The sequence below is a fragment of the Bacillus sp. FSL M8-0077 genome (assembly GCF_038050255.1).
GTDB lineage: Bacteria > Bacillota > Bacilli > Bacillales > Bacillaceae > Bacillus > Bacillus altitudinis.
The window spans coordinates 2,493,272-2,517,234 of the sequence record NZ_JBBPAF010000001.1; the positions used below are offsets into that span (position 1 = coordinate 2,493,272).

A 23,963-nucleotide genomic window follows, 5' to 3' on the forward strand; every position below is an offset into this window, starting at 1 on the left:
TTTATTTTCCTCCCTCATAAATACCTTTACTTAGATAACGCTCACTGCTATCTGGAAAAATGGTGACGATCACTGTCCCAGGTGATGCCTTTTTCGCTTCCTCTAAAGCGGCAAATAGAGCGGCTCCAGACGAGCTTCCGAGCAGAACACCTTCCTTTTCAGCTGCTTCTTTCACCATTCGAAACGCATCATCGTCACTGACGGTATAAATCTCGTCAAATAAAGTCGATTCCATATAATCTGGAATAAATTCAAGGCCAATTCCTTCCGTTCTATGCGGTCCCGGCTTTCCGCCATTTAAAATAGATCCTTCTGGTTCCACGATCACTGTTTTTAGCGCTTCTTTTTGCTCTTTTAAATAGGCAGCACATCCTTGAAACGTTCCGCCAGAACCCGCTCCTGCTACAAACACGTCTATGTTCCCCTGGAGGTCAGACCATATTTCTGGCCCGAGCGTTTTGTAGTAAGTCAATGGATTTACTTGGTTTTTAAATTGTAAGACACAATAAGCATTGTCAAGGCTTGCCTCTAGTTCAAGGGCTCGATCGATCGCACCCTTCATCCCATCTTTTCTTGGTGTATGAATAATCTCTGCACCAAGCGCCTTCATGAGCTGTTGTTTCTCTTGACTAAAATGTTCTGGTACACAGAAGATCGGATGCAATTGATGTTTTCTTGCACTTAGCGCAAGCCCGATGCCTGTGTTTCCTGCAGTTGCTTCAATAATGGTTCCGCCTGGGCGCAGTTTGCCTGATGCCAGCGCTTCTTTAATCAGCATATCACCTAAGCGATCCTTAATACTTCCGCCTGGGTTCATCATTTCAAGTTTTGCATAAACATCAACACCTGCCGGCACACCCATCCCTGACAGTTTTAAAAGCGGTGTGTGGCCAATTAATTCCGTAATATCATGTATGACAGCCATATAAATCCCTTCCTTTGTATGGAAAAGAAGGGGGAAACCCCTTCTTTTATTGTGTTTGCTTTATCATACGCAGGACAAGGTCTGTTGAGTGAATCGCTGCTTGCTCTAGAAATTGATCAAAAGAGATATTGGATTCTTTACCAGCAATATCTGACAACGCTCGAACGACCACAAATGGCGTTTCAAATAGATGGCAAACTTGCGCAACTGCTGCTGCCTCCATTTCCACTGCATACAGCTCTGGGAATTTCTCTCTCACAAACGCGACACGACCAGGATCATCCATAAATGAATCTCCTGTTGCAATCGTTCCTTTTGCCACTTGAATATGATCGATTTCTGAAGCAGATTCCTCTGCCAGCTTCACAAGCTTTTCATCTGCGAGAAAAGCAGCTGGTAATCCTGGCACTTGTCCATATTCGTAATCAAAGATCGTCACGTCCACATCATGATGTCTAACATCTGTAGAGATGACAATATCACCTACATTTAATGAGTGATGGAAACCGCCAGCTGATCCTGTATTGATCACATAATCTGGCTGAAAGCGGTCAAGCAGAAGTGTTGTACTGACCGCTGCATTCACTTTTCCAATCCCTGATTTTAATAAAATCACTTCTTTATCTTCATAAACACCTGTTGTAAATTCACACCCAGCGATGTTTTCTTGTGTGGCATTCTTTAGTTGGTCTCTTAAAATCGTCACTTCTTCTTCCATTGCACCTATCACTGCGATTTTCAAATCAAAAACATCCTTTCATTCCCTTTTCTTCGCTTCTACGATCCACACAAAATCATTCATTTGATGAAAAGATGTGCTAAAACCTTCTTCTTCAAAGATTTGCTTTAACACACCTATGGATGGATAGTATTCCGTTTCTAAATCCTCTGCAAGCTGATCGAATCCAGCGGCTTTCGCTTTGTTCGTTGCAGCTTGATGTGCTGCTTGATTTTGAAACATTGTATCAGCAAAGACTATTTTACCACCTGAGGGAAGGATGTTGCCATAGGTGTGGATGGCTTGTTTTTTTTCTTCGTCCGTTAAATGATGGAAAGCATATGAACTGACGATCGTATCTGGCACAAAAGGTGGAGATGGAAACGATAAAAAATCCCCGTCATGAAATACATCTGGTATTCCTTTTTGAAGAGCCGCTTTCTTCATGGCCTCTGAAGGTTCAACGCCAAACACTTTCTTATCTGCTTGAAGCAGTGCCGCCGTTAGGTTTCCTGTGCCGCTTCCAAACTCAATGACATGTTGACCTGCACGGCGAGTAATCTCTTTTAGAATGGCCGGATACCGGCGAAACACTTCTTTATACTGCTCGTCATGACCACTTACAGTGTCATCATAAGATTCAGCCCAATGATCAAATAAAGAAAGAAACTCACGTCCCATTTTTCTTTCCCTCCACTTTATCTATTTATTCCTATCCGTATAGTATGTTTTATTCCGTCGAACAGTTCCTATCCTACCACATCTTCTGATTCTTTCCTACTAAAAAATACTGAGTGGGGTAGAAAAATATTTGCCCTTTTGAATGGGAGAGATTATGATGAATCTAGAGCATGGAGGGATGAATGAAATGGATTTTCAACTGGATTTTTTAAAGGACAAAATTGAATTTTTTGAAGCAACGTCTTTAAAAGAACTTGAACAAAAGATCCAAAAACAAATTGAACATAATCAGGCGATCTTGCTGACTGTTCATTCTGTGAGTCATCAAACGACTGTCATTGATGATAAGATTTTGTATACAGCAGTTGTTCATTTTAAAGCGAATGTCTCATAAAAAAAAGATCAGCGTGTAGGCAGTCAGGTCTGTGCGCCGGTGCTAGTCCTTCCTAGACTGCAAAGGTTTTCTATCTGAAAAGAAGAAAAAGGCTAAAATGAAGTTCATTTTAGCCTTTTTGCATGCATCTTTTTTATTTTAATTTTTCAACCTTCACAGGTTTCCAGCCTTTTTCGTCCACCCACGTAATTTCTACACGGTAGCGTTCACCTGTTGATTTATCACGGATGGTTCCTTTTGCATCTTGAGGTCCTCCGTTATTTCCTAACCAAATAACAGTCATTTGATCTTCTGAGATTCCTGTCGCATAGGACATGGCTTTGATCATTTCTTTCCAGTCTTTTGAGTTAGCATCATAGGTTGCTGTATGTGATCCCGATTGCTCTGTTCCTACAGGCTCCCAGTTATCGTTTTCATATGTTTTGTCTACGTCACTTGTTTTACCGCCATCTGTTTCTGTGGCATCTTTTAACGCATCTTTGTTTGGCTCTTCTTCATCATCTGTTTTCTTTGTATCGTCTTTTTTGTCAGATGAATCGTCTTTTTTTGCATCCGCATCATCGGATGTATCTTTCTTTTGATCTTTCACATCTTCTTCTGAGTTTTGTTTATTTTCACTCGATGCAGGTGCTGTTTTGGATGGTTCGTTGGCTACATCTTTCGGTGGTCTATTAAAAATTAACAAACTCGATGCGACAACCAAAATAAGCACCACAACGATACCAATTAATATGTTAAGCACCATATTCGCCTTTCTGCGCTTATCACGATGTTCAAATCGAGAATTTCTACTCAAAATCTCTGCACTCCTTTGCCTCTGTTCCCTAAGTCGTTACTATTCTAACATGACATGAAGGGATGTTCTATGTCTGTTTCTTTTCAATTTCATTGACCTTTTTTACAATATCATAAAACGCTTCATTTGTCTTAGCCCGGCCACTTGCCTCATCAAGGTGAACAACGACGAGAGCGTATTTTGGTTTTTCTGCCGGAAAGTATCCGGCAAACCACTTGTGATAAAGTGGATTCCCCTGTTTATCTTTGCTGCCGGTTTGGGCAGTGCCTGATTTCCCTGCTATATGGAACGGCAGGTCTTGAAATCTTCTTCCTGTTCCTTTGTCAGACGTCACCACCTGCCTTAAGTACTTTTGCAAGGTTTGAGCTGTATAGCGGTCAATACTGTCACCATCAGGTCGTTTGTTTTGAAAGGATAGCATCGTTGTTCCGTTTTGATACAGCACTTTATCTGCAATTCTCACTTCTTTTCGTTCTCCGCCCCTTGCAATCGTTGCCATCATATTGGCAATTTGTAAGGGGGTTGTTTTGACATTTTTTTGACCAATCGCCGTTTGCGCAATGGCTTTTTTGACATGCTTGTCTCTTTTATCTCCCCACACACTGCCTGTTTCTTCACGATCAAACTGTTTGAATTGTTGCTTATGGTATACATCCCCTTCCCAGCCTGCTCGATCCAAAAGCCCCAGCTTTGAAGCTGTCTTTTCAAGGATTTGATCATCTGTTTGGATGAGCTGCTCAGCGAGTGTCGCAAATGTATAATTACAGCTTTGCGCAAAGCTTTCAGACAGATTCAGTACTTCCTGCTTTCCTTCTGGCTCTCCATATAAATTCTTTCGACAATCATACATCGTTTGTGGCTGGTTCAAGTTTTTTTCAATCGCTGCGGCAAGTACGACCGTTTTAAATACAGAACCGGGAGCCATTGCGGTCAGCATGTAATTTCTTGCCTCATGCCGGTTTTTGCTGGTCACATTTGGAACACTCGCCATCGCCAGCACACTGCTATTTTGGATGTCGAGCAGAACCGCTCCGCCTTTTTCAACACCTTGTGCTTTGAGAACATTCTCCATTTCCCTCTGCATGTCTACGTCCATGGTTGTCTGCACTTGCAGCGGATAAAACGAATGAGCTTCTGCTGTATATTTGACGTCCATCCCAAACAAAGGGTTTCCCCTTCCGTCCACATGATATAACAATTTTGTGTCTTGCTCTGGTAATAGAAATTCGTCAAATGTACTTTCCAAACCGAATGTACCGATCTCAGTGCGGATTGAAAGTTCTTTTTTGTCCGGATAACGCTTTCTCAAGAGTTCTGGATTCTCGCTTGTGAAGCCTAATGTGTGGAGGGCAAGTCTTTTTTTGTCCTTCTCTTTCATATATACGCCGTAAACACCTGAATATTTCATATCATTGATGTCTTTCAGCTTTTTTTTCGTCATATCATCTTTTAAAATGAGTGGTTTCTTCGTTTCTGTCAGCTGGCTTTTCAGTTCATCTTCTTTCATCTCAAGTATAGAAGCGGTTTGCTTTAAGTGAGGGAGGTCATATTGCAGGAATGGAAATATGATGACCGCTGGCTCTTCCTTTGTGAGAAGTGCCTCGCCGTTTCGATCTAAAAATTCGCCGCGTCCGTCTGAAATGACTACTTCTTCTGTCCGCTGCCTGACACTTTCTTGGATCAAATTAATATCAAGTTTTGAAAAAGATTCTGTGAAAAACAACTGAATTTCCGCTAGTCTAAACAGAAGACCGAGCAATAATATAAAAATAATGGCACCTGTCCATTGGATTCTTCTTGTTTTCAGCATAAAAACACCTCGTCCCTATTGTGGACGAGGTGTTCATCGTATAAACGTAATTATGAAATTTTTACAATTTGGACGAACATTTCTCCGCCAGGTGTTTGAACCGTGACTTTGTCGTCTACTTGTTTGCCTAAAAGACTTTTTGCAATTGGTGAATCGTTTGAAATTTTGCCTTCAAACGGATCAGCTTCTGCACTTCCTACAATTGTATAAGACTCTTCTTCACCGTCCGGTAATTCAACGAATGTCACCGTTTTACCGAGTGAAACAATATTTGAGTTACCTTCATCTTCAATAATTTTGGCATTACGAATCATATTATCAAGCGTTGTAATGCGACCTTCTACAAACGCTTGCTCTTCTTTAGCAGAATCATATTCCGAGTTTTCAGAGAGGTCTCCAAAACTTCTAGCGATTTTAATACGCTCTACAACCTCTTTACGTTTAACCGTTTTCAAATATTCAAGCTCTTCTTCTAATTTGCGCTTTCCTTCTTCTGTCATTGGAAATACTTTCTCGTGTGCCATGAATCCTTCACTCCTTCTATTAATCCTCATCATACAAGCTTTCTGCACGTGAGTGACGACTGAAATATACAAGAATGAGGACATATTCCGGCCCTCATTCCTTCTGTCCCATATTCGTAAAAGTCCATCTTACATGGCGTCCCTTTTAGATGCAACTATTATGCCTTTTTATTAGGCAGGAACAGCAGCGGTCTCATGATGATGTATTATCTTCATCGCACAAACTGTGGAAAGGCACAGGAAGCTCCTGTACCTCGTTCGGCCATTTCGATCATATGTAGAAGAATAGCTTATCCATTCTCCATCTTCCAATACATAATATGGTCAGTGTACGATATGTCTATGCTATATTATTACAAAATTGCATTTTGATCAAGAATTGTTTGAAAATTTGTGATGATTTGTTTGTCGTTTTTTAAATATACTTTTACAAACCAAGAATAACTGAAACTTTCAGCATCCCATCGTTATTTTCCTGTTTCCATTTCACAGCATTGTTTTCCTATCATATCAAATCCTTGATTTAGAAAGCTGCCTCTTACAATGCTTATCCATAATTTCGTTGACTGTACACCTTTTCCATCATGTTGAAAAGACCTTTACAACGTAAAGGTCTTACTTCTCCACCATTTACTCACCGCGGTTTTGAAGAATCGTTTGAATTTTTGTGACCATCAAATCAATGGCCACATGATTTTGACCGCCTTCTGGGATGATGATATCGGCGTATCGTTTTGACGGTTCAATGAATTGATTGTGCATCGGTCTGACGACAGATACATATTGTTCAATCACGGAATCAATCGATCTGCCTCTTTCTTTCGTATCACGTAAAATACGGCGAATAATCCGAAGATCTGCATCTGTATCCACATACAGTTTAATATCCATTAAGTTTCTTAGACGTTCATTTTCAAGGGCAAAGATCCCTTCAACGATGATGACATCCTTTGGTTCAACATGTACCGTCTCTTCTGAACGTGTGTTTAGTTTAAAATCATAAATTGGTTTTTCAATGGACTCGTACTTTAGCAGCGCTTCTACATGCTCAATCATCAGGTCATTGTCAAATGCAAGCGGATGATCATAATTGGTCAGCAGGCGCTCTTCAAATGGCATATGACTTTGATTTTTATAATATAAATCTTGCTGAAGCATGAGGATTGAATGTCCTTTAAATTTTTCGTAAATGGAATTGGTGACGCTCGTTTTACCTGAACCCGAGCCGCCAGCGATTCCAATCACCACTGGTTTTTTCCCCATGTGCCGGTTATTTCCCCTTTCTCATCATGTTGCTAGGGTATACTTTTTGATCAAGCTTAAATTTCACAATTTGCAGTGGATGACGAGCGGCATCGAGTTCGTTCCCTTTTTCGTCCCAAATCGTCTCAATCTTGCATGTGAAATTTTCGATTTCTGGACCGAAAAATTCAACTTCGTCGCCAGCTTTAAAGAAATTACGCTGCTGTAATGTGACAATTTGTTCTTGTTCATCATAATGAAGCACAAGTCCGACGAAATCAAAGGTCGTTTTCTTTCCGTGAATGCCAAACATTTGTTCATCCGTTCCTGGTACACCTTCAAAAAAGGCAGGAGCCGTGTCACGGTTGGCACATTTGTCTAATTCATCGAGCCATTCTTGTTGAATGACGAAATTGTCTGGATCCGCACAGTAAGCATCAATGACTTTACGATAGACACTGACAACTGTTGCTACATAATGAATGGACTTCATTCGTCCTTCAATCTTTAAGCTGTCAATTCCCATTTCGATCATTTGCGGTATGGATTCGATGAGTTTTAAATCTTTTGGACTCATCGCAAATGGTGCGTCTTCTTCACCGAATAAAGGCGCTTCCTCAGAGCCTTCTAGTTTATAAAGATCATAATCCCAGCGGCAAGATTGGCAGCAGCCTCCGCGATTTGAATCTCTCGCTGTCATATGGTTACTGAGCACACAGCGGCCAGAATAAGCAATACACATGGCCCCGTGAATGAACGTTTCGATTTCAATATCCACTTTTTCTTTCATTTCTTTAATCTCTAGAGCGCTTGTTTCACGTGCAAGGACCACACGCTCAAGCCCCTCTTCCTTCCAAAACTGCACAGCTTTCCAATTTGAAAGAGATTGCTGTGTGCTCAAGTGAACTTCAAGTTTTGGAGCTACTCGTTTGCATGTTTCGATGATGAGTGGATCAGCGACAATAATTCCCGCTACACCCGCTCCTTCAATCCCTTGAAGATATTCTTCCAGCCCGTCCATGTTTTCGTTGTGGGCGAAAATATTCGTTGTCACATAAATGCGAGCACCGTATTTGTTCGCAAATGCGACACCTTCTGCCATTTCTTCGATTGAAAAGTTATCTGCATTTGAACGAAGTCCAAATTCTTTCCCACCAATAAAAACAGCGTCTGCTCCATAATGCACAGCAATTTTTAGTTTTTCTAAGTTTCCTGCTGGCGCTAGCAGTTCTGGTTTTTTTGTAATGACACGTTTTCCATCGATCACTTCAGAAATTCCATCTTTTAAAAGTGCCATTTCCTCTGCCTCCTTTTATCTTAATAAACCGTTTCTTTAAAGAAGAACCCTGTATCGATTGAGCGGTTGACAGGCTGGATCTCTTCAATGCGCTCCACCCATTCATCTTTCTGATCTTCATAGGCTTCCTTATCAGTCACTAGTAAATCAATGGCTTTTCGATAGAGGGATGTCACCTCTGTCATATAAGAAAGTGACTTTAAAATTCCGTCAATTTTAAATGAGTCAATGCCTGCGTCGACAAATTCTTCTAATTCATCAATCATACATACATCATTTGGACTCATAATGTGTGTGCCATTTTCATCCTCAAAAATAGGATATTTGTTTTGACGCTCCTGGTCGTGAAGGAATAGACCTTCTTCCATATTTCTGCCTTCCACGTCCATTTGTTTGCCTTGATATTCAAAATAGTTGCCAACAAGTGTCCGTTTCGATTGGAACATACAGGTCATGCCGTGGACTTGAATTTCAATCTCCACTTCAGCGTTTTCTTTGATATCAATCACGCTATCCATATTGAGTTCTTTGGCAAGAACAGCACGTGTTGCGCCTTTTCTGCCCCAGTAGTTACAAGTGTAATAGTTTGTTCCCGTTGTTTCTGTACTCCAGTGCAGATTCAAGTTGACACCTGTTTCTTTTGCGGCCATGATCACTGCCGGATCTCCAAAAACGACACCATCCACGTTTAACCCATCGAGAAAGGTTAAATAATCTCCAAGCAGTGCCACACGGTCATTATGAAAAATCGCATTCATGGCGACATATACTTTTTTGTGATGTGCATGTGCGAGTTGAACCGTTTGTTTCACATCTTCTCTTGAAAACTCACCTGCAAGACGGATTCCATATGTTTGTTCACCTATTAAAAATGCGTCAGCACCCGCTTCAATGAGCGGCAGTACATCCGACACCTTGCTTGGCGTCACAAGCAATTCTGGTTTTTTCATGATTGGTCACCTCTTTTTGTACTAATAGCGATCCCATCTCCAACCGGAATGATACACGTTTGGTAGTCAGGATTTGACATCAGCCATTGATTGTATCGATCAATTTTGCCTATTAATTGTTTTTTTCGTTTATCTTCAATCTCTTCTTCATAATTTGTTGCAACTAAGCCTTTAAATAATACGTTGTCTGTAATAATCATTCCGTCATCGGACAGCATCGGTTCAAACAGCTCAAAAAAGCGTTGATACTGACCTTTTGCCGCATCAATGAAGATCACATCATAGGGCGCCATCGTCTGAACCGTTTTAGCTGATTCGATCGCATCGCCAAAAAACACGTGAATTCTATCTTTGAAATGTAATTCTTCAATATTTCGTGTCGCTTCCTCATAACGTTTCGCATTTCGCTCAATCGTATAGATTTCAGCATCTGGCAGAGCTTCTGCCATTCGAATCGCTGAATAGCCAATCGCTGTCCCAACCTCAAGAATCTTCTTCGGTTTTTTCAAAGAAAGCAGCTGCAATAACAGTTCAATGCTCACCTTTTCCATGATTGGTACATGATGCTCTTTCGCATATTCCTCTAATTGAGCGATGGCATCAGGACTCGGCTCAATTAAATCTTCAATATAATCATTTATTTGATCATCTTCGATTGTCATTATATGTCTAGCTCCTTCATGACCTGAAAAAGAAGAGTCCTGCCTGCTGCCGCTCTCTTTCTCGTCAATCTTTCGTTCATCTAAGTAAAAACAACCCGATATATTTTACCACAAAGATGTGGTAAATGCGAACCTATAAAATGGATATAACAACGAAAAAAACTGCAGGCAATTTCACCATTGTCTACAGTCTTTTTCCTTTCACATGAGCGCTAGTTGCTGCCTGTGATGTATTTCGCTTTTGCTTTGTTGTGCTCATTTAACGTTTTCGTAAAGACGACTTCGCCATTTTTCTTTGCTAGGAAGTAAACAAAATCGGTTTTCTCTGGATGGAGTGCTGCCTTCCAAGAGGATTCTCCAGCATTAGCAATAGGTCCAGGCGGAAGCCCTTTGTTTGTATACGTATTATAAGGTGATTTCACTTTTAAATCTTTGTAATAAACACGGGACTTATGCTCGCCAAGCGCATAAAGAACGGTTGGATCTGTTTGAAGCGGCATGTCCTTTTTCAACCGGTTATAAAACACACTTGAGATTTTTGACCGGTCTGTTTTTTCAGTCGCTTCCATTTCTATCAGGGATGCCATCGTTAGGACATCATGGATGGACATCTTTCTCTTTTTCATGTCCTTTTCATACGTTTTCACATATTGATCTGTTTGTTTAATCATCGTGTCAATGATGGTTTCAAGTGATTCATCCTCACGATAAAACGGATACGTCGCCGGGAATAAATATCCCTCTAACGGATACTTGACTTGTTTCCCGTTCACTTGTGATGTCACCGTTTTCGGGTATTTTTTCATCAATTTTTTAATAAAAGCTGGATCATCCAGCTTCGCTTCAACTTCTTTCGCTGAAAAATTCGTCTGGTTTGCAATAATAGCTGCAATATCAGACAACTGTTTCCCTTCAGGTATCACAAGCTGAAATGCGTAGTCTGTCCCGCCAGATGTCAGCTTTTGAATCAGCTGATCCGCATCCATTGTTTGTTTGAGATGAAAATAGCCCGCTTTAAAGCCTGATGCTTTTTTGTACTTTGCATAGTAAGTGAAAATCGTGTCATTTGAAATCAGTTCATTTTCTTTTAAAATGCTCGCAATTCCGCTGACAGATGTCCCATTTGGAATATGAATATTAATGGTTTGTTTGCTTTTTTGATCGACCGGCCCGAGTGCTGATTTTACATATAAAAAACCTGATAATGCTGCAATGATGATCACAGCAAGTACAGATAACAGGACGATCCCCATTTTTCGTTTTAAAAATGGTCGTTTCTTTTGTTCTGAAAACATGCATGGCCCTCCTCACATCTAGCTTTTATAGTACATGATTCGACGGAGTTCGGCAATTACTTGCTCATGCATGTCATGACAGAACTTGCCATAGTGTGGCTAAACCGACACCGCCTCCACTTCCAATTGCAGCCATGACATAGCTTCCATTCGGTAAGGCGCGGGCTTCGTAAAACAGTCTCACCATCATAGCAGCTCCCGAGGCGCTATATGGATGCCCAAGACAAAGCGCACCGCCTCTTTTATTGATACGGTCATAAGGAATACCTAGTGTCCGGGCAATGAGCACTACTTTGAGCGCAAACGCTTCATTGATTTCAAAAAGTGCAACATCTTCTATCTTCACTTGTTCTTTATGTAAAAGTTTCTTGATTGCATCAATTGGTGAAGCAGCAGGATAATGCGGGTCCATAGCGGTCACGGCACTCCCGATATACCGCAACATAGGGCTGAAGCCTTTTGCCTCCGCTTCCGCTCTTTCCATCACAACGACGGCAGCTGCACCATCTGCTTCTTTACAGCTATTGGTCACAGTCACAGTACCTTTGCCTGGTAAAAAGACAGGTTTTGCCCGTTTTATCAAGCTTGCAATCGGTCTTATTTTAGCTGCCGCTTCATCTGTGCTCAGCCCGCCAATCGGAACAATTTCTTCTGAATACGTTCCTTGCTTGAATGCGGTTATACTTCGTTCCCAGCTTAAAAGTGCATAGTCATCTTGCTCTTGTCTCGCAACTGAAAATCTCGACGCCGTCAGCTCTGCCGCTTCCCCCATATGAGGGTCTCCTATCCAGCCTGGAGAAAAGCGAGCCCTTTCTTTCATTGGTGACCGAGAAATGCTTTCCGTTCCACCAGCGATATACATTGATCCCTCCCCCGACTGAATCATGATGCACGCCGTTCTAATGGCTTCAAGACCGGAAGCACACTGCCTATCAATGGTCATACCCGGAATATGTAATGAAAGCCCTGCTTCTAACGAAGACAGACGGGCAATGTTGCCACCACCCCCGACGACGTTGCCTAAAATGACGTCATCTGGCTTGGTCACGCTTGAAAAATGCTGGATCAGGGGCGCAGCTAGATGCTCTGGCCGGTAATCCTTCAACATTCCATTTTTCTCACCGAAGGGCGTCCGCTTCGCTTGTACGATCACGGCTTGCATGATCATTGTTCCTCCGCCCACTTTTTCATCTTGGCACGAGCGATTTTCCCCCCGGAAGTTTCAATCATTTTGTCAGTGACAAGCCATTTCTTTGGTACTTTGTATGCCGCTAATGTTTCTTTTACAGCTTTCCGAATGGTTTTTGTCTGCTGTACATTCTCAATAATGGCAACAGGGATTTCGCCCCAATATGGATCAGGAAGTCCAATCACGATTGACCGATTCACCTCTGGCTGTTCATTCAGCACACGCTCAATTTCCTCTGGAAAAATATTCAGTCCCCCATAGACAATCATGCCATTCTCGCGGCCGCTCATATACAAGTAACCATCCTCGTCGAGCCACCCCATGTCATATACGGTCAGCCACTCTGCGGGCGGCTTTTCATCTTGTAAATAGCCTGAAAAAGACATTGGGCTTTTCACATAAATTCTCCCGATTTCATTTGGCTTGCAAACGGTTTGATCTGCCCTCCTGATTTCAACCTGAATAGAAGGAAAAGGCTTTCCGACAGAAGTAGGCTTTTGCAAAAAATCATCTGAAGATAAATAGGAGACAAAACTCAATTCTGATGTTCCATAAAAATCAAAAAATGTGATGTGAGGATAGCGGTTGACGAGCTGTTTTTTTGAAGAGTTTCCCCAATCTGCACCAGAAGACAGGACAAGAAGCGGATTTTTTCCGAAAGCATCCATTTGCAGTAACGCTTCTGTCATAGTCGGAACCGTATAAATAGCCGTGATGTCTCCTCTTTCTAAGGTTTTCTTTGCTTTCTCTGGCACAAATTTTTCTAACAATGTCACGGTGCCCCCGAAATAAAGTGTGCTGATCGCACCGTATAAAAAATGAGAAGATAAAAGTGTGCCCAAAATCAGTACATGATCTTTATGTGTGATCCGAAAGATGGAGGTTGTCATTTGAAAGCTCTCGATCCATGACTGCTGGCGTCTTATAAAGGCTTTGGGCGATCCCGTTGATCCTGAAGTAAATCCCATATAAAAAGCAGGATCTTCCTCCGTATTACTTTTGTTTGATTGAACGTTTATGCTGAGACTGATTCTTTCTTTCCATTCAGATAAAGAGAACACTGGCATGTCCAGCTTGTACTTTTCAATCCTTTTGATATATCGATCTTCCACAATGACAAAGTCCGCATCGCTTAATAAGAGCCTTTCCACGCATTCCTTGTCACTCCACCGTGGATCAAGAGGCACCGCTGTCCACCCTGCAGAAGCTGCGCCAGCAAAGAGTTGGAGAAACGGAACACCATTTGATAATAAAAAAGCGACTCTTTTTTGCTGATGAGGCGTTTCTTTTAACCATTGTGCAGATGACTGCACACGCTCATGCCATTCTTCATAAGTGATCTTCTCTTTTTCATCTATAATCGCCATCTGATCTGGCTTCACTTTTGCATGAGCTGCATAGCTTTCCGTTATTCTCATCAAACTGCTCGCCTCCCTCTATGTAAGTCCTTTTTTCGATATGACATCGCTTGAATGATTTTCACCGTGAAGACGGCACATATCCCTGCTTTGATCAGATCACCCGGTAAATAAATGACGCTGAACAGAGCTGCTTGCGTGATCTTTATATGCATCATCATGGCTTGAAAGGGAATTCCGCCTATATATAATATCCCGATACTGCATACCGCATAGATCAAAAATAGTCGTAAGGCCGTCACTTTCTTCAGCCGGTTCAGCCACAGGCTGATCAGAAAGGCAGCCACTGGATAAGCAAGTAAAAAACCGCCGCTTGGTCCAAAAAAGACCCCTATACCGCCTCTCCCTCCAGATAAAAGAGGTGCGCCTGCTGCCACTATTAGAAGAAACAGAAGTAAACTAATCAGCGCTTGCTTTGGTTTTAACAGCCCACCAGCAAGCAAAAGACCTGCGGTTTGCATTGTGATTGGTACAGGTGTAAACGCAAGAAAAATAGGCGGAATCAATCCTAACATCCCAATAACTGCTGTCATTAATGCCATTTGCATCATATCGTGAATTTTCAACATTCATACCCCTCACTCGATTCATTGTTAAAAATAGAGTAAAAGGTCGAGTGATATATGTCAACTTAAAAATTATAAAAGTTTACATATAAACCGTAAAAAAAGACCTGTGAAGAAAGATCACAGAGATCATGTTCACAGGCCTTTTATTCGTTCTATTCTTCTTCGTCTTCTTGATCTAAGAACGTATTTAACGTTTCTTCAATCATGTCCCACTCTTCATCCGTTTCAATTGGCTCTAATTCGCCATCTTCACCGTCTTCATTTGGTGTGAAGCTTGATGCATGAATTTCAATTTCTTCGTTATCTTGTTCAGAAATTGGGTAGTAAAGAACATATGATTTGTTAAAATGGTCGCTTTCAAAAGTAAATAGTACTTCGCAAAGCTGCTCATTTCCATTATCATCAACGATTGTAATTTGCTTTTCTCCGTGTTCCATTTGATTCACCTCATTTTAATTTAAGCTGTCTAAATACCCTTGAAGGATCATAACAGCCGCCATTTTATCAATGACTTTTTTACGCTTTTGTCTGCTCACATCTGCAGAGATGAGCATTTTTTCTGCTGCCATCGTTGACAGACGCTCGTCCCAAAGCACAACAGGAACATTGTACGTGTTTTCTAACACTTTCGCAAATGATTGGCTGGCCTCGCCTCTTGGACCGACCGTACCGTTCATATTTTTTGGAAAACCAAGTACAATTTTATCCGTTCCATATTGCGAGACGATCTCAGACAGGCGGCTGAGACCAAAGTCTCCGCCTGCTTCATCAATTTTAATGGTTTCAATCCCTTGAGCTGTCCATCCCATTTCATCACTGATAGCCACACCAAGGGTTTTCGTGCCTAAATCTAAGCCTAAAATTCTCATGTTTTACGCCTCTTTATGTGTCTCTAAGTACGATTTAACCAATTCCTCAATTAATTCGTCTCGTTCTAGTTTACGAATTAGGTTGCGTGCATCCTGATGTCTTGGAATATAAGCAGGGTCGCCTGACAGCAAGTATCCGACAATTTGATTGATCGGGTTGTATCCTTTTTCTTGGAGTGCGTCATAGACTGTTATGAGCACTTCATTCACATTGGTTTCAGCTGAATCATCAGAGAAGTTAAACTTCATTGTCTTATCAAATGAACTCACTGCTTCTTGCACCTCTCTTCCAACATTCTACTAGCAAGCTTTTTTCTAACCGCTCATCTAATACCATTATTCTACACTACATTGACTGATTATAAAACGGATTTGACAGATTCTTCGACAATTGCCAGTGCTTCTTCAAGCTTTTCTGGCTGTTTCCCGCCTGCTTGTGCCATATCTGGGCGTCCGCCTCCGCCTCCGCCGCAAATTTCAGCTGCCTGCTTCACAAGTTTTCCTGCATGAAGACCTTTTTCAATGACGTCTTTCGTCACACCGGCTGAAATGTTGACTTTTCCATTTTGAACGGCACCAAGTACGATGACAGCTGAACCTAATTTCGCCTTTAAGTCATCAACCATCGTTCTTAAATGGTTCATGTCTTTGGCGTTTACTTTTTCAGTTAACACGTTCACTCCGCCAACTTCGATGACTTTTTCTAAAATAGAGCCAGCTTCTGCTTGACTTAATTTCGCAAGAAGTGATTCGTTTTCTCTTTGAACTTCTTTTAAATCAGCCTGCAAGGAAGCGATGCGTTTTGGTACATCTTTTGTATTTGATTTCAGTTCATTAGCTGCCTTTTCTAAAATCGCAAGCTGATCATTTAATTCTTCATAAGCACCTTTACCTGTTACAGCCTCAATACGACGTGTTCCAGCACCAATACCCGATTCAGATGCAATTTTAAACAATCCAATCTCCGCAGTGTTTTGAACGTGACAGCCTCCGCATAACTCGATACTGTAATCACCCACTTGTACCACACGGACAATATCGCCATACTTCTCGCCAAACAGCGCCATTGCGCCCATTTCTTTTGCTTCAGCAATTGGTTTCAGGTCAATGGCAACCGAAATGCCTTCCCAAATCTTTTCGTTGACGATTTTTTCAATTTGTGACAATTCTTCTTTTGTTACTTGTCCAAAGTGAGAAAAGTCAAAGCGAAGTCTGTTTTCATTCACAAGTGAACCCGCTTGGTTAACGTGGCTGCCCAATACATCTTTTAGCGCTTGGTGTAAAAGATGTGTCGCTGTGTGATTTTTCACAATGCCTTTTCGAAGCGCTGATTCGACTTCTGCAGTGACTTCAATGCCTTTTTGAACCGTACCACTTACGACGACTCCTTCGTGGACATGCTGGCCGTTTGGCGCCTTTTTCACATCTTTGATATCAATGATCGCTTCGGCACTTTTTAACGTTCCTTTATCCGCCACTTGTCCGCCGCTTTCCGCATAGAAAGGTGTTTCATCTAATAAAATTTGCACCGTTTCCCCTTCGTGAGCTTCTGTGACAATTTCACCGTTTTGAAGCAATTCGATAATACGAGCATCTGCAGTTAAATTTTCGTAGCCCACAAACGTACTTTCTGCTTTAATATCGCCTAAAGCCCCGCCTTGAACCTGCATACTGCCCACATCTTGTCTGGCATTTCTTGCACGTTCACGCTGCTTCTCCATTTCTAGCTGGAAGCCTTCACGATCGACTGTCATGTTCTCATCTTCTGCATATTCTTCTGTGAGTTCGACTGGGAATCCATATGTGTCATAAAGCTTAAACACATCTTTACCTGAAATTTGTGAACTGCCATTGTCTCGTTCTTTTTTGATCACTTCTGATAAAATGGCTAACCCTTCATTCAGTGTCTCATGGAAACGCTCTTCTTCATTTTTGATCACTTTTGCAATAAATTCTTCTTTTGCTTGAACATCTGGATAGAAATCCTTCATGATCTCCGCAACAACTGGAACTAGATCATACATGAATGGACGGTGGATATGGATCGTTTTTGCATAACGCACAGCACGGCGCAGCAAACGTCTTAACACATAACCTCGGCCTTCATTAGAAGGAAGTGCTCCGTCACTGACGGCAAAGGCAACAGTACGAATGTGGTCAGCAATGACTTTAAATGCTGTGTCTTTTTCTTTCGACTCCCCATAGCTTTCTCCAGAAATCGTTTCTACTGCACGAATAATCGGCATGAACAGGTCTGTGTCAAAGTTCGTCGGTACGTTTTGAATAACAGAGACCATACGCTCAAGACCCATTCCTGTATCAATGTTTTTCTTCGGAAGCGGTGTGTATGTACCATCTGGATTATGGTTAAATTCAGAAAAAACAAGATTCCATACTTCTAGATAACGTTCATTTTCTCCGCCTGGATATAATTCAGGGTCGTTCATGTCGTTTCCATATGCTTCTCCGCGATCATAGAAAATTTCGGTATTCGGACCACTTGGCCCCTCGCCAATATCCCAGAAGTTGCCCTCTAGACGAATAATTCGTTCCTCAGGGACACCCATTTTATCTCTCCAAAGAACATACGCTTCTTCATCCTCTGGATGCACCGTTACAGATAACAGATTCGGATCAAAGCCAATCCACTCGTCACTTGTGAGGAACTCCCAAGCCCATTCGATTGCCTCTTCTTTGAAATAGTCTCCAATAGAGAAGTTGCCCAGCATTTCAAAAAACGTATGATGGCGTGCTGTTTTCCCTACATTTTCAATGTCATTTGTACGAATTGATTTTTGTGCGTTGCAAATACGCGGATTCTCAGGCACAACGCGGCCATCGAAGTATTTCTTTAACGTTGCCACCCCGCTGTTAATCCATAAAAGTGTTGGATCGTCATGCGGTACGAGGGACGCACTCGGTTCGACAGCATGTCCTTTTTCTTTAAAAAAATCTAAAAACATTTGACGTACTTGAGCTGAAGTTAAAGTTTTCATCATAAATCCTCCCTTTTTTATTCCTCAATCTTCACACAAACGAAAAAACATCCCGCCCTATGCAAGCAAAAAACTACTTACACAGGGACGAGATGCTCTCGCGGTACCACCCTGATTATAGACATATGCGTCTATCACCTTCACATCCGATAACGCCGGAAGAGAGCGGCAGTGTTTATCTGCACTCGGGACTAGCTTCCGTTAAAGGTCTGATAAGGCTTTTCTCAGCAAACAAAGCCTCTCTCTGCAACAGCTTTTTAACGTACTCGGGTCCGTCATTGAATTCAATATGTATGAATCGAAATTATTATAGACAACTCGGCTCGTCTTGTCAATGAACGCTTCGTCTCATGTGAATATATTGCACAATGATGACCCTGATAATGGCTGCGGACGGCACGGCTAAAATCATTCCAATCAAGCCAAACAGCTCACCTCCAGCGAGTAACACCAGCATGATCACGACAGGATGCATATGCAGGCTTCTCCCGACAATGATCGGACTCAGTACATTGCTTTCTAAAAATTGAAGCACGGCTACTGTAATTAGCACAATGATCACTGACTTCACTGAGATGGTAAAAGCGATAAAGACAGCTGGAATCGCTCCAATAATCGGGCCAAAATACGGAATGACATTCGTTGCACCGATTAACATACCTAGTACAAGCGGATATGGAATATGAAACAGCCAAAGAACAATGGCAGCAGCTCCCCCAATTAAAGAACAAACAAGCAATTGCCCTCTAATATAATCCCCAAGTGAGTCATCCACTGCTTCCACAAAGGCATGTCCCCTTTTTCGGAAGCTTGGCGGGGTTAAATACCATGCTGCCCGCTTCATCGTGTTCATATCTTTCACCATATAAAAGACAAGAAAAGGAATAAGTGCAGCAACTAAGGCGTAATCAAGCAGTACTTTACAGCTAAGAATCATCCGCTCTGCCCCATTTGCGGCATACGTCTCAGATTGGACAATAAAACGATCCAGCCGTTCATGCAGTCCATCAGGCCAGTGGCTTGTATGACGATGAACATGTGATAAAGCACCATTATACGTTTCGGCAAGCATGGGAATTTGCTCCGACAATTCATTTAACTGAGCGATTAAAACCGGTGCCCCTTTATACACAGCCAAACCAATGCCTCCAAAAAACAGCACATATATCAATAAGAGACTGACAGTCCTTGGCAAACCTCGCTTATGTAGTCTTTCAACAATGGGATAAAGAAGATAAGAAATAAAAATAGCGATAAGAAGCGGAATCAAAACCGCCTTGAGCAATAAAAAAATAGGCATCCATAACTCGTCAAGCTGAACCAAAATGAGTAAAGACGCAAGGACAAGCAGTACACCTGCAGCATATATTAGAAACTCGATCGGACGTTTCTTCACCTTTTTCACCTCTCTCCTTATTGTTTAACCAACTTCTGCAATTATCCATGTAAATAAAATTTGTCCTAACTTTGTTAAAAATGAATACACATGAAACATACAGCTCCATCCAAAGTCACTGTTTGCTGTAAAATGCCGCCAAGAAAAATTCCACCGCTTTCGTTCAATGATGACAAGAGGAGGTTCTTCATGATCACATTCGAAGAAGTCAACAAGCATTATGGCCAGTTTCATGTACTTAAGGACATTAACCTACATATTCAAAAAGGTGAGGTTGTTGTGATCATCGGTCCTTCAGGATCTGGAAAAAGCACGATGCTCAGGTGTATTAATCGTCTTGAAAGCATTGATGAAGGAAAAGTCCTTGTCAATCAAGTGTCTGTTCAGCATCCGAAATCCAATATCAATCTCATCAGGCAAAATATCGGGATGGTGTTTCAGCACTTCCATCTTTATCCGCATAAGACGGTGCTTGAAAACATTATGCTTGCGCCTATGAAAGTCAAAAAAGTGAGCAAAGAAGAAGCAAAGGAAACAGCTGAATTTTATTTAAATAAAGTCGGCATTCCTGAAAAAGCAGACACCTACCCTTCTAGACTCTCAGGAGGACAGCAGCAGCGTGTGGCGATCGCAAGAGGACTTGCGATGAAACCAGAAGTCATGCTTTTCGATGAGCCAACATCTGCTCTTGATCCAGAGATGATCGGTGAGGTGCTAGATGTGATGAAACAACTGGCAAGGGAAGGGATGACAATGGTCGTTGTCACGCACGAGATGGGATTTGCCCGTGAAGTCGCAGACCGCATTGTGTTTATTGATGAAGGAAGAATCCTTGAAGAATCTACACCAGCTGCCTTTTATGAAAAACCGCGTGAGAAACGCGCTCAGCTCTTTTTAAGCCGTATTTTAAATCACTAGGGGGAATGAACTTATGAAAAAAATGAAACGCTTTGGCCTATTACTGTTGATGACTTGCTGTATGATCGCTCTCGCTGCCTGCGGCTCTACAGAGAAAGGCTCAACCGATGCAAAACAAGGCAGCTCATTAGAAGCCATTAAGAAAGACAAAAAAATCGTTTTCGGTGTGAAAAATGATACTCGTTTATTCGGGCTAAAAAATCCTAGCAGCGGCGATATCGAAGGGTTTGATATTGATATCGCAAAAGCGATCACAAAAGAAATGCTCGGTGATGAAGGAAAAGCAGAATTCAAAGAAGTGACATCTAAAACAAGGATTCCTTTACTGCAAAAAGGCGATATTCATGCCATTGTTGCCACAATGACGATCACAGAAGAGCGTAAAAAAGAGGTCAATTTCTCAGATGTTTACTTTGAAGCAGGACAATCACTGCTTGTGAAAAAAGGCAGCGACATTCAATCGATTGATGATCTTAAAAAAGGTACGAAGGTGCTTGCAGTGAAGGGGTCCACTTCTTCTCAAAACATTCGCGAAAAAGCACCAGAAGCATCCGTTTTAGAATTTGAAAATTACCAAGAAGCCTTTACAGCATTAAAATCAAATCAAGGGCAAGTTCTGACAACTGATAATGCAATTTTATTTGGCATGGCAGACGAAGATTCAAATTATGAAGTCGTTGGCGGAACATTTACCGATGAGCCTTATGGCATCGCTGTGAAAAAAGGCGATGAAAAATTGACAGAAGCCATTAATAAAGCGTTAAAGGCATTAAAAGATAATGGAGAGTATGACAAAATTCATAAAAAATGGATCAAAGAATAATCAATTGACTCGATCAATCTCAACACCCTCAGGAGAGCCGCTTGCCGGCTCCTCTGTTGATTAGGAAGGAAGTGAACTGATTGCTGCGGTTTTCCATTTTAACCGAGAACTTCCATCTTTATTTAGAAGGGTTTAAATATACGATTGGTGCAAGTGTCATTGCGTTGATTGGAAGCTTTTTCATCGGTACACTCATTGCCATTATGAGAATTGCGCCACTAAGGCCGCTCAACTGGTTAGGGACGGCTTACGTGGAATTTATTCGGAATATTCCGTTATTATTGATCACCTTTGTGTTCTTTTTTGGTTTACCGGTACTTGGCATTGTGGCAGATGGATTTACAGCAGGAACCATTGCCCTCTCCATTTATACGTCTGCTTTTATCGCTGAAGCCATTCGTGCAGGTATACAAGCTGTACCGCTTGGACAAATGGAAGCAGCTAGAGCTTCTGGTCTGTCATATGGCGGAACGATGCGATATATTATTCTGCCGCAGGCAATCAAAATTGTCATTCCCCCACTTGGGAATCAATTTATCAATCTTGTGAAAAACTCGTCTATTTTAGGTGTCATTGCAGGGTTTGATCTGATGTACCAAGGAGATCTTATCGCTTCGAGAACGTTTGTGACTTTTGATGTATACATCTTTGTTGCCATGTTCTATCTTCTATTAACCATTCCGCTTAGTCTAGGCGTTGGTTATTTAGAAAAAAGATTAGCCCGAAGCCACTAGAAAGGAGGAAATACAATGGATTTTATAGGTGCCTACCAGCCTGATCATCTCGCCTTTTTACTTGAAGGATTTGCTGTCACCTTAAAAGTGGCTTTTATCTCCATCATGTTAAGCTTTATTATCGGATTAGTCGTTGGCACATTGAGGTTCGCACAAATCCCTATTTTATCAAAGGTGCTTGCTGTCATTGTTGAAACCGTTCGGAACCTGCCGCTTTTGCTAATCATCTTTTTTACGTATTTCGCCCTGCCTGAAATCGGCATTAAGCTGAGCATCACCGCCTCTGCCATTGCGGCTTTAACCGTGTTTGAATCCGCTATGCTGTCAGAAATCATTCGCAGTGGGTTAAAATCAATTGATAAAGGACAAATTGAAGCTGCCAGATCCTCTGGTTTAACGTATATTCAAACGTTAAAAATGATCATCATGCCACAAGCGTTACGCCGTATGGTACCGCCGATTGTCAGCCAATTTATTTCTCTTTTAAAAGATACATCGCTTGCCGTTGTGATTGCCCTTCCAGAACTATTGCATCACGCACAGATTTTAAATGGTCAAAGCCAATCTTATTTACTTCCTATTTTCCTCTTGGCTGCCATGATGTATTTTGTTGTTAACTTCAGCTTGTCCTTACTTGCACGGAGATTAGAGTACAGGCAGGCATAAAAAAAGGACATCCGCTCATGGTGGATGTCCCTTTTTGTTTAAAACATTCGCATAACTCGTTTTCTCATCTTTTTCATATCCCGCTTAGATGGCATATCATATCGACTTGCAAAGTGATATGCGAGTGCACCTGCACCAAGCGTTAATAGTGAAGAAGTCATTTTGCCCATTCGAAATTCCCCCTTAACACTTATAGTTGAATTGAACGTTCATCATCACTAAACAGGTCGTCTAAACTGCTTAGTGTACCGTCTTCCTCCACTTGGTGAGTAGATATTTTGCCTTTTGACAGTGTCAATTCAATAAAACAGCCCCAGCAATAATATTGATTGACCCCAATTTTTCCGATGTCTTTACATTTGCAATTTGGGCAAATGAGCATACTCAGCACCTCTTTACGTTCGGTTTAGAACAAGTGCTTCCTTTTGAACATCCATCAAGGTTCCGGCAGCATGCAGCTGCTTTCGAATCCCTGATAGCTCTGTAAAGAAGCCGTCCGAGAGTTCATATGCTACGATTGTGCCCGAATTCATGCAAAAGTATACATCTTCCAAAACACCTAATGTTTCACCATCTGGCGTATGGATCATTTTCTTTTTTAATTTCGAAAAGAAAAAGGATGGGGCGGAGGTATCTATCTCGATGCCCTTCTGGCAGCTCACATATAGACCTTTGTCTGTCAGTTTGTCGCCAGCTGAGAATGGAATGAAGGCACAGTCTTTCTTTTTCCCATCTAAAACATATCCCCCGCAGCTGCCGCCGGCTAAAAAGCAAATATCTTTGATCGCCCCAAGTGAATGAGACAGCTCGTCTGTATAGATCGTCAGTCCTTCAAGCTCTCGACATGTTCTCAAAATGTGATCAACCACCTTTTCGGAACAGTCTTATCGTGTGCGTTTCCTCTATGACTCATACGAAGAAATGGCTTCCATGAAGGAAGCCATCAGCGTGTAGACAAACCCTCGCATTCTTTGTCAGTCCTGCGTGCTGGTGCTCACGAATGTCAAATTCGCTCCGCGCCAGTACTCGTCCTTCCTAGACTGCAAAGGTTTTCTTTCACGCTGAAAAAAACAAAGGGCTAAAATCAAGTT

At 41.7% G+C, this 23,963-nt stretch carries 27 protein-coding genes and 1 other annotated feature; of the genes, 5 read left to right on the plus strand and 22 right to left on the minus strand.

All coding sequences use genetic code 11. The features are described from left to right. Position 1 precedes the first annotated feature (1 nt). Genes NST57_RS12860 through NST57_RS12870 form a run of 3 tightly spaced genes read right to left on the minus strand, consistent with a single transcriptional unit; the run spans position 2 to position 2,324 of the window. Complete coding sequence (locus tag NST57_RS12860) at positions 2-925, minus strand: PLP-dependent cysteine synthase family protein (RefSeq protein ID WP_024718360.1); 924 nt, start codon at positions 923-925, stop codon at positions 2-4. A gap of 46 nt (positions 926-971) precedes the next feature. Next, complete coding sequence (gene mtnN / locus NST57_RS12865; protein ID WP_035701682.1) at positions 972-1,667, minus strand: 5'-methylthioadenosine/S-adenosylhomocysteine nucleosidase; 696 nt, start codon at positions 1,665-1,667, stop codon at positions 972-974. A 15-nt stretch (positions 1,668-1,682) separates the two neighbouring features. Next, positions 1,683-2,324 carry a class I SAM-dependent DNA methyltransferase gene (locus tag NST57_RS12870; RefSeq protein ID WP_341298651.1) on the minus strand — a complete coding sequence of 214 codons (642 nt, stop codon included), beginning with the start codon at positions 2,322-2,324 and terminating at the stop codon, positions 1,683-1,685. Between the two features lie 187 nt (positions 2,325-2,511). On the opposite strand from NST57_RS12870, the gene NST57_RS12875 reads away from it, so the two are divergent. After that, a complete protein-coding gene (locus NST57_RS12875) occupies positions 2,512-2,718 on the plus strand; it encodes a YrzA family protein (RefSeq protein WP_024718362.1) in 207 nt (68 codons plus the stop codon). 133 nt (positions 2,719-2,851) lie between these two features. Here the strand turns inward: NST57_RS12875 and NST57_RS12880 are convergent, their stop codons facing one another. The 16 genes from NST57_RS12880 to NST57_RS12955 form a co-directional block, all read right to left on the minus strand. Beyond that, positions 2,852-3,514, minus strand: coding sequence for a YrrS family protein (locus NST57_RS12880; RefSeq protein WP_007501430.1), 663 nt, complete (start codon positions 3,512-3,514; stop codon positions 2,852-2,854). A 67-nt stretch (positions 3,515-3,581) separates the two neighbouring features. Beyond that, positions 3,582-5,324 (minus strand): peptidoglycan D,D-transpeptidase FtsI family protein, encoded by a 1,743-nt coding sequence (locus NST57_RS12885; RefSeq protein WP_341298652.1) that lies wholly within the window; start codon positions 5,322-5,324, stop codon positions 3,582-3,584. 50 nt (positions 5,325-5,374) lie between these two features. Next, positions 5,375-5,848, minus strand: a complete 474-nt coding sequence (gene greA, locus NST57_RS12890; protein WP_142155572.1) for a transcription elongation factor GreA — start codon at positions 5,846-5,848, stop codon at positions 5,375-5,377. 630 nt (positions 5,849-6,478) lie between these two features. Beyond that, positions 6,479-7,111 carry a uridine kinase gene (udk, locus tag NST57_RS12895; protein WP_007501435.1) on the minus strand — a complete coding sequence of 211 codons (633 nt, stop codon included), beginning with the start codon at positions 7,109-7,111 and terminating at the stop codon, positions 6,479-6,481. A gap of 7 nt (positions 7,112-7,118) precedes the next feature. Next, complete coding sequence (locus NST57_RS12900; RefSeq protein WP_017358097.1) at positions 7,119-8,387, minus strand: peptidase U32 family protein; 1,269 nt, start codon at positions 8,385-8,387, stop codon at positions 7,119-7,121. A 20-nt stretch (positions 8,388-8,407) separates the two neighbouring features. Further along, a complete protein-coding gene (locus NST57_RS12905) occupies positions 8,408-9,337 on the minus strand; it encodes a peptidase U32 family protein (RefSeq protein WP_008342670.1) in 930 nt (309 codons plus the stop codon). Then, positions 9,334-9,999: an O-methyltransferase gene (locus NST57_RS12910; RefSeq protein ID WP_008342672.1), complete on the minus strand. Its 666-nt coding sequence runs from the start codon at positions 9,997-9,999 to the stop codon at positions 9,334-9,336. Before NST57_RS12910 ends, NST57_RS12905 begins: the two co-directional genes overlap by 4 nt. Before the next feature lie 212 nt (positions 10,000-10,211). After that, positions 10,212-11,294, minus strand: coding sequence for an endolytic transglycosylase MltG (mltG, locus tag NST57_RS12915; protein ID WP_341298653.1), 1,083 nt, complete (start codon positions 11,292-11,294; stop codon positions 10,212-10,214). 73 nt (positions 11,295-11,367) lie between these two features. Then, a complete protein-coding gene (locus NST57_RS12920; RefSeq protein ID WP_341299226.1) occupies positions 11,368-12,456 on the minus strand; it encodes an acetyl-CoA C-acyltransferase in 1,089 nt (362 codons plus the stop codon). Between the two features lie 2 nt (positions 12,457-12,458). After that, positions 12,459-13,901: an acyl-CoA synthetase gene (locus tag NST57_RS12925; RefSeq protein ID WP_341299227.1), complete on the minus strand. Its 1,443-nt coding sequence runs from the start codon at positions 13,899-13,901 to the stop codon at positions 12,459-12,461. Continuing rightward, positions 13,901-14,470, minus strand: a complete 570-nt coding sequence (locus NST57_RS12930; protein WP_341298654.1) for a biotin transporter BioY — start codon at positions 14,468-14,470, stop codon at positions 13,901-13,903. Before NST57_RS12930 ends, NST57_RS12925 begins: the two co-directional genes overlap by 1 nt. A gap of 152 nt (positions 14,471-14,622) precedes the next feature. Then, positions 14,623-14,907: a DUF1292 domain-containing protein gene (locus NST57_RS12935; RefSeq protein ID WP_017358102.1), complete on the minus strand. Its 285-nt coding sequence runs from the start codon at positions 14,905-14,907 to the stop codon at positions 14,623-14,625. Positions 14,908-14,922: 15 nt separating this feature from the next. Further along, on the minus strand, positions 14,923-15,339 hold the full coding sequence (gene ruvX / locus NST57_RS12940) for a Holliday junction resolvase RuvX (protein ID WP_003216519.1): 417 nt from the start codon (positions 15,337-15,339) through the stop codon (positions 14,923-14,925). Positions 15,340-15,342: 3 nt separating this feature from the next. Further along, complete coding sequence (locus NST57_RS12945; RefSeq protein ID WP_024718370.1) at positions 15,343-15,609, minus strand: IreB family regulatory phosphoprotein; 267 nt, start codon at positions 15,607-15,609, stop codon at positions 15,343-15,345. A gap of 89 nt (positions 15,610-15,698) precedes the next feature. Then, positions 15,699-18,335, minus strand: a complete 2,637-nt coding sequence (gene alaS / locus NST57_RS12950) for an alanine--tRNA ligase (RefSeq protein ID WP_341298655.1) — start codon at positions 18,333-18,335, stop codon at positions 15,699-15,701. 80 nt (positions 18,336-18,415) lie between these two features. Further along, positions 18,416-18,623, minus strand: a binding site (T-box leader). 43 nt (positions 18,624-18,666) lie between these two features. Next, positions 18,667-19,731 carry an AI-2E family transporter gene (locus NST57_RS12955; RefSeq protein WP_142155575.1) on the minus strand — a complete coding sequence of 355 codons (1,065 nt, stop codon included), beginning with the start codon at positions 19,729-19,731 and terminating at the stop codon, positions 18,667-18,669. Between the two features lie 189 nt (positions 19,732-19,920). Here NST57_RS12955 and NST57_RS12960 point away from each other — a divergent pair, with 189 nt between their 5' ends. From NST57_RS12960 to NST57_RS12975, 4 genes are all read left to right on the plus strand, one after another. Beyond that, a complete protein-coding gene (locus tag NST57_RS12960) occupies positions 19,921-20,649 on the plus strand; it encodes an ATP-binding cassette domain-containing protein (protein ID WP_142155576.1) in 729 nt (242 codons plus the stop codon). Positions 20,650-20,662: 13 nt separating this feature from the next. Further along, positions 20,663-21,472 (plus strand): transporter substrate-binding domain-containing protein, encoded by an 810-nt coding sequence (locus NST57_RS12965; RefSeq protein WP_142155577.1) that lies wholly within the window; start codon positions 20,663-20,665, stop codon positions 21,470-21,472. 80 nt (positions 21,473-21,552) lie between these two features. Next, positions 21,553-22,206, plus strand: a complete 654-nt coding sequence (locus NST57_RS12970; protein WP_007501460.1) for an amino acid ABC transporter permease — start codon at positions 21,553-21,555, stop codon at positions 22,204-22,206. A gap of 15 nt (positions 22,207-22,221) precedes the next feature. Then, positions 22,222-22,872 (plus strand): ABC transporter permease subunit, encoded by a 651-nt coding sequence (locus NST57_RS12975; protein ID WP_142155578.1) that lies wholly within the window; start codon positions 22,222-22,224, stop codon positions 22,870-22,872. A 38-nt stretch (positions 22,873-22,910) separates the two neighbouring features. Here the strand turns inward: NST57_RS12975 and NST57_RS12980 are convergent, their stop codons facing one another. The 3 genes from NST57_RS12980 to NST57_RS12990 are packed head-to-tail and all read right to left on the minus strand — an operon-like array spanning position 22,911 to position 23,726. After that, positions 22,911-23,042 carry a YrzQ family protein gene (locus NST57_RS12980; RefSeq protein ID WP_008362324.1) on the minus strand — a complete coding sequence of 44 codons (132 nt, stop codon included), beginning with the start codon at positions 23,040-23,042 and terminating at the stop codon, positions 22,911-22,913. A 20-nt stretch (positions 23,043-23,062) separates the two neighbouring features. Beyond that, positions 23,063-23,254, minus strand: coding sequence for a hypothetical protein (locus NST57_RS12985; protein ID WP_003216308.1), 192 nt, complete (start codon positions 23,252-23,254; stop codon positions 23,063-23,065). A 13-nt stretch (positions 23,255-23,267) separates the two neighbouring features. Continuing rightward, the gene (locus NST57_RS12990) at positions 23,268-23,726 is read right to left on the minus strand and encodes a PRC-barrel domain-containing protein (protein ID WP_058214180.1); all 459 of its coding nucleotides are present in this window, start codon (positions 23,724-23,726) and stop codon (positions 23,268-23,270) included. Positions 23,727-23,963 lie beyond the last annotated feature (237 nt).

What these genes read in the sequence shown, in the direction of transcription:
- NST57_RS12860 (WP_024718360.1), bottom strand. Translation starts at nt 925, where the DNA reads ATGGCTGTCATACATGATATTACGGAATTAATTGGCCACACACCGCTT.
- NST57_RS12870 (WP_341298651.1), bottom strand. Translation starts at nt 2,324, where the DNA reads ATGGGACGTGAGTTTCTTTCTTTATTTGATCATTGGGCTGAATCTTAT.
- NST57_RS12875 (WP_024718362.1), top strand. Translation starts at nt 2,512, where the DNA reads ATGGATTTTCAACTGGATTTTTTAAAGGACAAAATTGAATTTTTTGAA.
- NST57_RS12885 (WP_341298652.1), bottom strand. Translation starts at nt 5,324, where the DNA reads ATGCTGAAAACAAGAAGAATCCAATGGACAGGTGCCATTATTTTTATA.
- greA (WP_142155572.1), bottom strand. Translation starts at nt 5,848, where the DNA reads ATGGCACACGAGAAAGTATTTCCAATGACAGAAGAAGGAAAGCGCAAA.
- udk (WP_007501435.1), bottom strand. Translation starts at nt 7,111, where the DNA reads ATGGGGAAAAAACCAGTGGTGATTGGAATCGCTGGCGGCTCGGGTTCA.
- NST57_RS12900 (WP_017358097.1), bottom strand. Translation starts at nt 8,387, where the DNA reads ATGGCACTTTTAAAAGATGGAATTTCTGAAGTGATCGATGGAAAACGT.
- NST57_RS12905 (WP_008342670.1), bottom strand. Translation starts at nt 9,337, where the DNA reads ATGAAAAAACCAGAATTGCTTGTGACGCCAAGCAAGGTGTCGGATGTA.
- NST57_RS12910 (WP_008342672.1), bottom strand. Translation starts at nt 9,999, where the DNA reads ATGACAATCGAAGATGATCAAATAAATGATTATATTGAAGATTTAATT.
- mltG (WP_341298653.1), bottom strand. Translation starts at nt 11,294, where the DNA reads ATGTTTTCAGAACAAAAGAAACGACCATTTTTAAAACGAAAAATGGGG.
- NST57_RS12920 (WP_341299226.1), bottom strand. Translation starts at nt 12,456, where the DNA reads ATGCAAGCCGTGATCGTACAAGCGAAGCGGACGCCCTTCGGTGAGAAA.
- NST57_RS12925 (WP_341299227.1), bottom strand. Translation starts at nt 13,901, where the DNA reads ATGAGAATAACGGAAAGCTATGCAGCTCATGCAAAAGTGAAGCCAGAT.
- NST57_RS12930 (WP_341298654.1), bottom strand. Translation starts at nt 14,470, where the DNA reads ATGTTGAAAATTCACGATATGATGCAAATGGCATTAATGACAGCAGTT.
- NST57_RS12935 (WP_017358102.1), bottom strand. Translation starts at nt 14,907, where the DNA reads ATGGAACACGGAGAAAAGCAAATTACAATCGTTGATGATAATGGAAAT.
- ruvX (WP_003216519.1), bottom strand. Translation starts at nt 15,339, where the DNA reads ATGAGAATTTTAGGCTTAGATTTAGGCACGAAAACCCTTGGTGTGGCT.
- alaS (WP_341298655.1), bottom strand. Translation starts at nt 18,335, where the DNA reads ATGAAAACTTTAACTTCAGCTCAAGTACGTCAAATGTTTTTAGATTTT.
- NST57_RS12960 (WP_142155576.1), top strand. Translation starts at nt 19,921, where the DNA reads ATGATCACATTCGAAGAAGTCAACAAGCATTATGGCCAGTTTCATGTA.
- NST57_RS12965 (WP_142155577.1), top strand. Translation starts at nt 20,663, where the DNA reads ATGAAAAAAATGAAACGCTTTGGCCTATTACTGTTGATGACTTGCTGT.
- NST57_RS12975 (WP_142155578.1), top strand. Translation starts at nt 22,222, where the DNA reads ATGGATTTTATAGGTGCCTACCAGCCTGATCATCTCGCCTTTTTACTT.
- NST57_RS12980 (WP_008362324.1), bottom strand. Translation starts at nt 23,042, where the DNA reads ATGGGCAAAATGACTTCTTCACTATTAACGCTTGGTGCAGGTGCACTC.
- NST57_RS12985 (WP_003216308.1), bottom strand. Translation starts at nt 23,254, where the DNA reads ATGCTCATTTGCCCAAATTGCAAATGTAAAGACATCGGAAAAATTGGG.